The organism is Caldisalinibacter kiritimatiensis (genome assembly GCF_000387765.1).
Taxonomy (GTDB): Bacteria; Bacillota; Clostridia; order Tissierellales; family Caldisalinibacteraceae; genus Caldisalinibacter; species Caldisalinibacter kiritimatiensis.
In genome coordinates this window covers 1-6844 of record NZ_ARZA01000162.1, presented here as the reverse complement: position 1 = coordinate 6844, position 6844 = coordinate 1, and the positions used below count along the sequence as shown (strand labels likewise).

Annotated in this window: 7 protein-coding genes; 3 read left to right on the top strand and 4 right to left on the bottom strand. The window is 28.4% G+C overall.

Annotated elements, in window-relative coordinates:
- Positions 1-142 precede the first annotated feature (142 nt).
- The 3 genes from L21TH_RS07385 to L21TH_RS07375 form a co-directional block, all read right to left on the bottom strand.
- Positions 143-1147 carry a LacI family DNA-binding transcriptional regulator gene (locus tag L21TH_RS07385; RefSeq protein ID WP_006313155.1) on the bottom strand — a complete coding sequence of 335 codons (1005 nt, stop codon included), beginning with the start codon at positions 1145-1147 and terminating at the stop codon, positions 143-145.
- 104 nt (positions 1148-1251) lie between these two features.
- Complete coding sequence (locus L21TH_RS07380; RefSeq protein WP_006313154.1) at positions 1252-1638, bottom strand: hypothetical protein; 387 nt, start codon at positions 1636-1638, stop codon at positions 1252-1254.
- A gap of 122 nt (positions 1639-1760) precedes the next feature.
- Entirely contained in the window at positions 1761-2408 is a 648-nt protein-coding gene (locus tag L21TH_RS07375; RefSeq protein WP_006313153.1) for a DUF4397 domain-containing protein, read from the bottom strand.
- 336 nt (positions 2409-2744) lie between these two features.
- Between L21TH_RS07375 and L21TH_RS07370 the strand changes: the two genes are divergently transcribed.
- From L21TH_RS07370 to L21TH_RS07360, 3 genes are all read left to right on the top strand, one after another.
- Positions 2745-3845, top strand: a complete 1101-nt coding sequence (locus L21TH_RS07370) for an FAD-dependent oxidoreductase (RefSeq protein ID WP_006313152.1) — start codon at positions 2745-2747, stop codon at positions 3843-3845.
- 107 nt (positions 3846-3952) lie between these two features.
- A complete protein-coding gene (locus L21TH_RS07365; RefSeq protein WP_006313151.1) occupies positions 3953-5074 on the top strand; it encodes an HD-GYP domain-containing protein in 1122 nt (373 codons plus the stop codon).
- Positions 5075-5204: 130 nt separating this feature from the next.
- Complete coding sequence (locus L21TH_RS07360) at positions 5205-6068, top strand: phage holin family protein (protein WP_006313150.1); 864 nt, start codon at positions 5205-5207, stop codon at positions 6066-6068.
- A gap of 128 nt (positions 6069-6196) precedes the next feature.
- Here the strand turns inward: L21TH_RS07360 and L21TH_RS07355 are convergent, their stop codons facing one another.
- Entirely contained in the window at positions 6197-6583 is a 387-nt protein-coding gene (locus tag L21TH_RS07355) for an ATP-binding protein (RefSeq protein ID WP_006313149.1), read from the bottom strand.
- Positions 6584-6844: the final 261 nt, after the last annotated feature.

Here is a 6844-nt window from a genome sequence, read left to right as displayed (position 1 = left end):
CATTTTAGAGTATATCCAATCTTTGCTCTAACTTTTCATAATTCTTTTTACACTACCTTTCTTATTATTTATTTTTAGCCAATTATAGATTTAGTTGGCTTTCAATATTGTCCATCGTTGTCATTTATATAAAATCACATTACTAAGTAGATTCCCTAACTGTTAGTCTAGGCTTAATAAAAACTCTTTTGGTTATTTTATCATTGCTATTTATAAGTTTTACTAATATATCAATGCAATGTTGACCAAATTTTTTCTTAGGCTGGTCTATTGAAGATAAAGATGGGTATATGTAATCACATAATGGTATATTATCTATACCTAATACAGCCACATCTTTTGGTATTGTTAACCCCTTTTCTTTTATTGCTCTATACACTCCTAAAGCTCTTTCATCTCCTGATATAAAGAAAGCATCAGGTTTGTTAGTTTCTAAAACTTTTATTGCATTTTTATAAGCTGTTTCCATATTAGTTGTATCATATATTATCTGTGCCTGAACACATTCAACTTCATTACATGCATCTTCAAAGCCTCTAGTTCTCTCTTTATTAACTACAAATCCTTTATTTCCTAACATGAAACAAATCTTTTTATAACCCTTTTCTATTAAATGCTTTCCTCCTATATAACCAGCTTGATAATTATCTAAATCCACATAGCATGTATCATTATAATCCATATCTTTACCAACTATCACAAAAGGAATATCATTTTCTTTCAAATATTTAATTCTGATATCGTTTTCAATATTGTCAAAAATAATAGCTCCATCTGCCATTCCACTTTTTAATAAATAAAAACCATCTGTATCATCATCTAAAACTCCTACGCCAGAAGAAGGAGATATAATTGTTTTATATCCTTCTTTTTTAGCTTCTTTTATGATTTCCTGCACTATTTCATTATGCCATATACTCCAATATCCTCCACTATGTTTGTCTATAAAAACTATAATTGTATTCGTCTGCTTTTTTCTTAATCCTTTAGCTAAAAGATTAACCTGATATCCTTGCTCTTTTATAACCTTTAAAACCTTTTCTCTAGTTTCTTCTTTAACTGCATTACTGTTGTTTATAACTCTAGATACTGTTTTTATTGATACTCCTGCTATTTTAGCTATGTCAGTCATTGTAACTTTTTTCATGTTATGCTCCTCTCTTTTTGACAACGTTGTCATAACTAATTATAAAATAATTATTTCTATAATACAAGTACTTTTTTATAAATTATCAAAAAATTTTTTCACTGTTAAATGCTAGGGGCAAATAACTTTACTATTAAATAACTTAATAAAAACAAACTCACTCCTACTAATATAACTAAAAAGAAAAAATTGTGACTATATAGCATTAATTTAAACTCATCTTTTGCTCTTTCATGTGATTGATTTACTCCTGTAGTTGAAGTGTACTGATATCTGAAATTTCCCCTAGTAAAAAAATTTCCTACAGTACTAAAAAGACCTATTACTAAAAATATTGCTCCAGCGTACATTAATGCATTGCTATAACCTACATAAGTTGTACATCCTTTTCCCCAACATATTATACCTGCAATTGCCATCACTATTATATCAATGATAAGAACAGTTTTTATATAACGCATTACTTTATTTTTTGTATTTTCTCCTGTCATCTCAAATCCTCCTACATCTATTTGCCTATATTCTAACACAGTTATGTTAAATATTTCAATGTAATTGTTTGGAAATAGACGTAATAAAAGAGGCTCTGATATCGAGCCTCTAAATACTCACATTACAGATATGAGTTTCCATCAAGTGGTATTAATACTTGTAATGGTGGTCTTTGTCCAGCTAAGCCTACTGCATATACTGTGTAGAACCTATTAGGTTGTAGGTTTACATTTGGTACATAAAGTACTCTCTCATCTGTGCCTGCTAAGAATACCTCTAGTGTATAAGTTCCTGGGTCAACTGGAATATAATCTGTTACTTCTTCAAACCCCACATTTCTGAATAATGTCTGACCATTTGGTAATCTCACGTCTACTCTAGGTGCATTTGGGGACAAGTGTCCAAATCTTATATATAGCTTACCTGGTGGTATAGGCATACGTGGTTCGGGAATAGGAAGTAGCTTAATATTCTCTAATCTTCCAACTGCTGCTACTGTTGCTATAGACATAGGTGTAACATTCACTTCTGTATCTATTACAGGATTAGTTCTTTGTCCTGCAGCAAATACTTTTACATTATACCTACCTGGTGGAACTTGTAGATACTCTGTAAATTGTCTATATTTAAGATTTGATGCTACAAGATTATTATTAATATACACATCAACCGCTGGTGCATCAGGTGAAGCATGAAGTATTCTTATAAAAGAACCCATTTGCATACTAGGATAACTAGAATATGGGCAATATCCATAGTAGTTATACATTAATATCAACACCCTCCAAAATTATATTAGCTTCTTTTTGCTACTACAATATATGTAAACAACTATAATATCGATACTATAAACTTATAATTTTATGTGTATATCTTTTAATTTTCTACATACTAATAATGATGCGTGAAAATAGGTACAAAATTAAGTAAAAAAAGACGTAGTAAATAACGTAAGTGAAAACGTATAAAAAACATAATTTTAGCTTTTCGCTGTTCGCTTTTCGCCATTCGTTTTATGGTAATCTAGAAAAAGCGTATATGCCTAAATATAATTGTGAAATATTAACAATAGTTTCTAAATAAAAAACAATAAAGGGTGATTTATGTGAAGGTTGCTATAATGGGAGCCGGACTATCAGGGCTTGCATGTGCTATAACTTTGGAACAGAATAGAATATATCCTACTATATTTGAAAAAAGAAATGAAGTTGGGGATAGGTTTATATATAATGAATTAATGCTTTCCATTATTAATAGACCAGTAACTGACTCTTTAGCATATTTTTCTGAAAAGCATGGAATTTACTTGCATCCCGTCAGTAATGTATCTAAATTAATAGTACATTCAGAAAATGAACAAGCCAAAATAACTGGTAAATTAGGATTTACAAATGCAAGAGGTAGACATAAAGATGCATTTGAAAAACAAATGGCTAAACAAATAAAAAGTAAGATAATATTCAATTCAAAATATACTTATGAACAATTGCAAAGAGAATTTACCCATGTAATAATAGCTACAGGTGATGCAGCATATACTGCTAAAGTCCAAGACTTTCAAGAAGATTTAACTGTAACACTAAAGGGAGCTACAGTAGTAGGTAAATTTGACCCTCATACTACTGCTGCTTGGCTAGATAATAGATTATGTCCAAAGGGATATGGATATCTTCTCCCATACAGTCATCAAGAAGCAAATATTGTGTTAGCATATCCCGATTATCCTGAAAATCGTAAAAAAGATTTAAATACCCTCTGGGATAGATTCTATAACAAGGTATGTACTGACTTAGGACAAAATCTAAAAATAAGAGATAACTTCGAAGTAACAAGATATATAATAGGTCTATGCAAATATCCTAGAATAGGTAATACTTTCTTTGTAGGTAACTGTTTTGGAGCAATATTGCCTTTCTTAGGATTCGGACAATATGTGTCTATACTTACTGGTATATATGCAGCATATGACTTATGTGGCATAGGTGATTATGAAAAACTCACTAAACCCTTACAAAAAAATTATAATAACTCTTTAGTTTTACGCAGATATTTAGAACAATTAGATAATTCTAAACTAGATAAGATTGTAAAGAAACTCAATGGTCCTATTGGCAATAAACTATTTAGTAGCAAGCATTATGACCCTTTAAAATTAGTTAGCTATTTATTAAGACCTTTCGTGAAAAATAACACTAGAAAGGTATAATTTTAATATATAATTAACTTTCTTCTTTCACTTTCTGCACTATGTTATAATATTAATTGATTATTCATAATGTCTTAAGTCTATTTTAAGTATAAGGAGTAGATAGGATGAGATTTGTTCCGATTAGTGCTGTCAAGGAAGAAAGTTATTTAGCAAAAACTTTATTTGATAATAATGATAGAGTATTATTAAAAAAAGGTGTAAAACTAACTAATAGTCTTATAAACAGGATTAAAAATAATGGTATATATTCTATATATATAAACGATGATTACAGTGACAATGAAATTGAAGATGTTATTAGACCTGAATTGAAACAAAAGGCTGTTTCTGCTGTAAGAGAAACGTTTATAAATTTTGAAAAATATAATGACTATTTAAATAAAAAATTTGCCAATAAAGCACAAGAAAAACAGATTATTAAACAACGCCAAGAATATATTAAATCTATTGGAGATATCTCTAAATCAATTATTGACGAAATTTTACAAAAGAAAGACATAATGATTAATTTAGTAGATATAAAAAGTGCCGATAGCTACACATATCAACATTCAGTAAATGTGGCTGTTCTTTCTTTAATACTAGGTATTGAATTACAATTAAATAAATTTGAACTATATGATTTATGCGTTGGAGCCATGCTTCACGACCTTGGAAAAGTTTTAATACCTGAAGATATTCTTAATAAACCTGGAGAATTAACAGATGAAGAATTTGATGTGGTTAAAGAACATACAGTAAAAGGTTATGAATACTTAAAAAATAGCCTAGATATTTCTGCATCTGCAAGAATGATAATTCTTCAACATCATGAAAAGGTAAACCAAGAAGGATATCCTAATCATCTAGACGGGAACAAAATAAATAAATTAGCTAAAATAGTTGCTATAGCAGATGTATATGATGCACTAACATCCGACAGACCTTATAGAAAGGCTATGTCTCCAAGTGAAGCCTTAGAGCTTATCATGGCAAGTGGAGGTACTCATTTTGACTATAATATGGTGAAGGTTTTTGCTACTAAAATCATTCCATATCCAGTAGGTACATTAGTAAAATTAAGTAATGATGCTATCGCAGTAGTAGAAAAGGTTCATCCTGATTTTCCACTTCGTCCTGTAGTTAAGGTTCTAACTAGAAAAGATATAAATGGAAATGATATATATATTGATTTAATGCAGGATATAAGCATAGTTATAGAAAATGTACAATATGAGGCTCCTTAAACCTATCTCATTGATAGGTTTTTTTATTTATTCTAAATATCCGAAAATATTATCAAATTTATTATTAATTCATATTATGTATTGAAAGTAATGATGTTTGTACAAGTTAAAATGTATTGGGGTTTTGCCTATGAATAAGTTTAGCTCAATTTTGAATATTTCATTTATCTCTAGCATAATTGCAATAATATCTAATTGTCTTGGTAGAAATCATGCTTCATATATAATTTTATTATCCTTGATAATAATTGATACCTTAACAGGTGCAACAGTAGCAGTTAAATATAATAGATTTGGTAGCAAAGGATTTTCAAAACTAGTAAAAAAAATAATAACCTATGCTACTGCAATACTATCAGTACGTTTACTGGAAATAGGTATCAGTTCCCTCGTTACAACAAATATAATATCTCAAATAGCTATTATTTTCCTTGAAATAACAGAAACCATAAGTATATTAGAAAACTTAACAATGCTTGGAGTACCTCTCCCTGCTAGTTTCATACCTTTTTTGTTAAAACATCTCAAAATTCCAGGAATTGATGCAGCATTATCCTCTAAGAAAAATAAAGAAAGTAATATAGATGAAATAGAAGACATGATTAAATACCATATACCTTCTTTTAATGACGAAAACTTAAGATTGCTATTAGAAATCAAATTTAAATCTTGGAAATCTTTAGCTTATCAAATAAATAAAATTTTTAAAGAAATTAATACTACAGATAACGACCATATATATTATAAGGTTATGTCTTTAATCAAGTTAGAATTTAAAGATATGAAGTTAAAATGGAAAGAAGCCGGTATACCCAAAGAATACATTGAAAATTTTATGAGTATACACGAGCCTAAAATTAGTAATTGGTTAGAAAAGATTAAAAATATATGTTATTCAAATAAACCTAATGACAAAAAACAAAGTGAAATTATTGATAGTATTATAGTAATTTTATATCAAACAATTCTAGATGCTCATAAGATGAATTGTTAAAAAAGTAACTCCGTTACTTTTTTAACTTGACTCTAGCTACTGGTAACATGATTTAAAATTAAAATGGGCTGGGGTATCCAGCCCATACATTAATTTTCAATTCTCCATTCTCAACTCTCTATTGAATTTTAAAGATACTTTATTGAAACTACTTTATTTTTCTGTATATAAAACTCATCACTCAAGCCCTCTACTAACACCAAACCTCTACCATTACATTTTAATTCCATAGGATTATATCTATCTTTATTATATATAAAACCTTCTCCTTCATCTTTAACTTCTATCTTAATAAAATTAGGATATACGTTTACACACACATTAACAAATTTATTTTTATCTTCACAATTTCCATGTATAACTCCATTGGCTACTAATTCATTTAAAATAATTCTTATATCAAACATAGTAGAATCATCTCTTATTACTTTATTAATTTTTTGCAGTATATCCCCTAAAATTACTTTAAATTCTTCTAAATCACTACAGATAGATTGATTTATTTTAAAGCACAAATCTATCACTTCCATTCTAATTTATCTTAATAGTAAAATTATATCTACAACCTTTAATATATTACAACAATTTGTATATTAATTCAAATTTATAATCCATTAGTATAATACCCACTTATTCAAGGTTTAATCTATAATTTTATAACAAATAATGATAGAATATTATAGATGGCTAATCCTATCTCAAAATCTCTTAATAGCATTAGATAGTTGCAAAATACAAAATTAAACTTATCCACAGAAAATTAGTAAAAAAAATAG

What these genes read in the sequence shown, in the direction of transcription:
- L21TH_RS07365 (WP_006313151.1), top strand. Translation starts at nt 3,953, where the DNA reads ATGAGATTTGTTCCGATTAGTGCTGTCAAGGAAGAAAGTTATTTAGCA.
- L21TH_RS07380 (WP_006313154.1), bottom strand. Translation starts at nt 1,638, where the DNA reads ATGACAGGAGAAAATACAAAAAATAAAGTAATGCGTTATATAAAAACT.
- L21TH_RS07385 (WP_006313155.1), bottom strand. Translation starts at nt 1,147, where the DNA reads ATGAAAAAAGTTACAATGACTGACATAGCTAAAATAGCAGGAGTATCA.
- L21TH_RS07375 (WP_006313153.1), bottom strand. Translation starts at nt 2,408, where the DNA reads ATGTATAACTACTATGGATATTGCCCATATTCTAGTTATCCTAGTATG.
- L21TH_RS07360 (WP_006313150.1), top strand. Translation starts at nt 5,205, where the DNA reads ATGAATAAGTTTAGCTCAATTTTGAATATTTCATTTATCTCTAGCATA.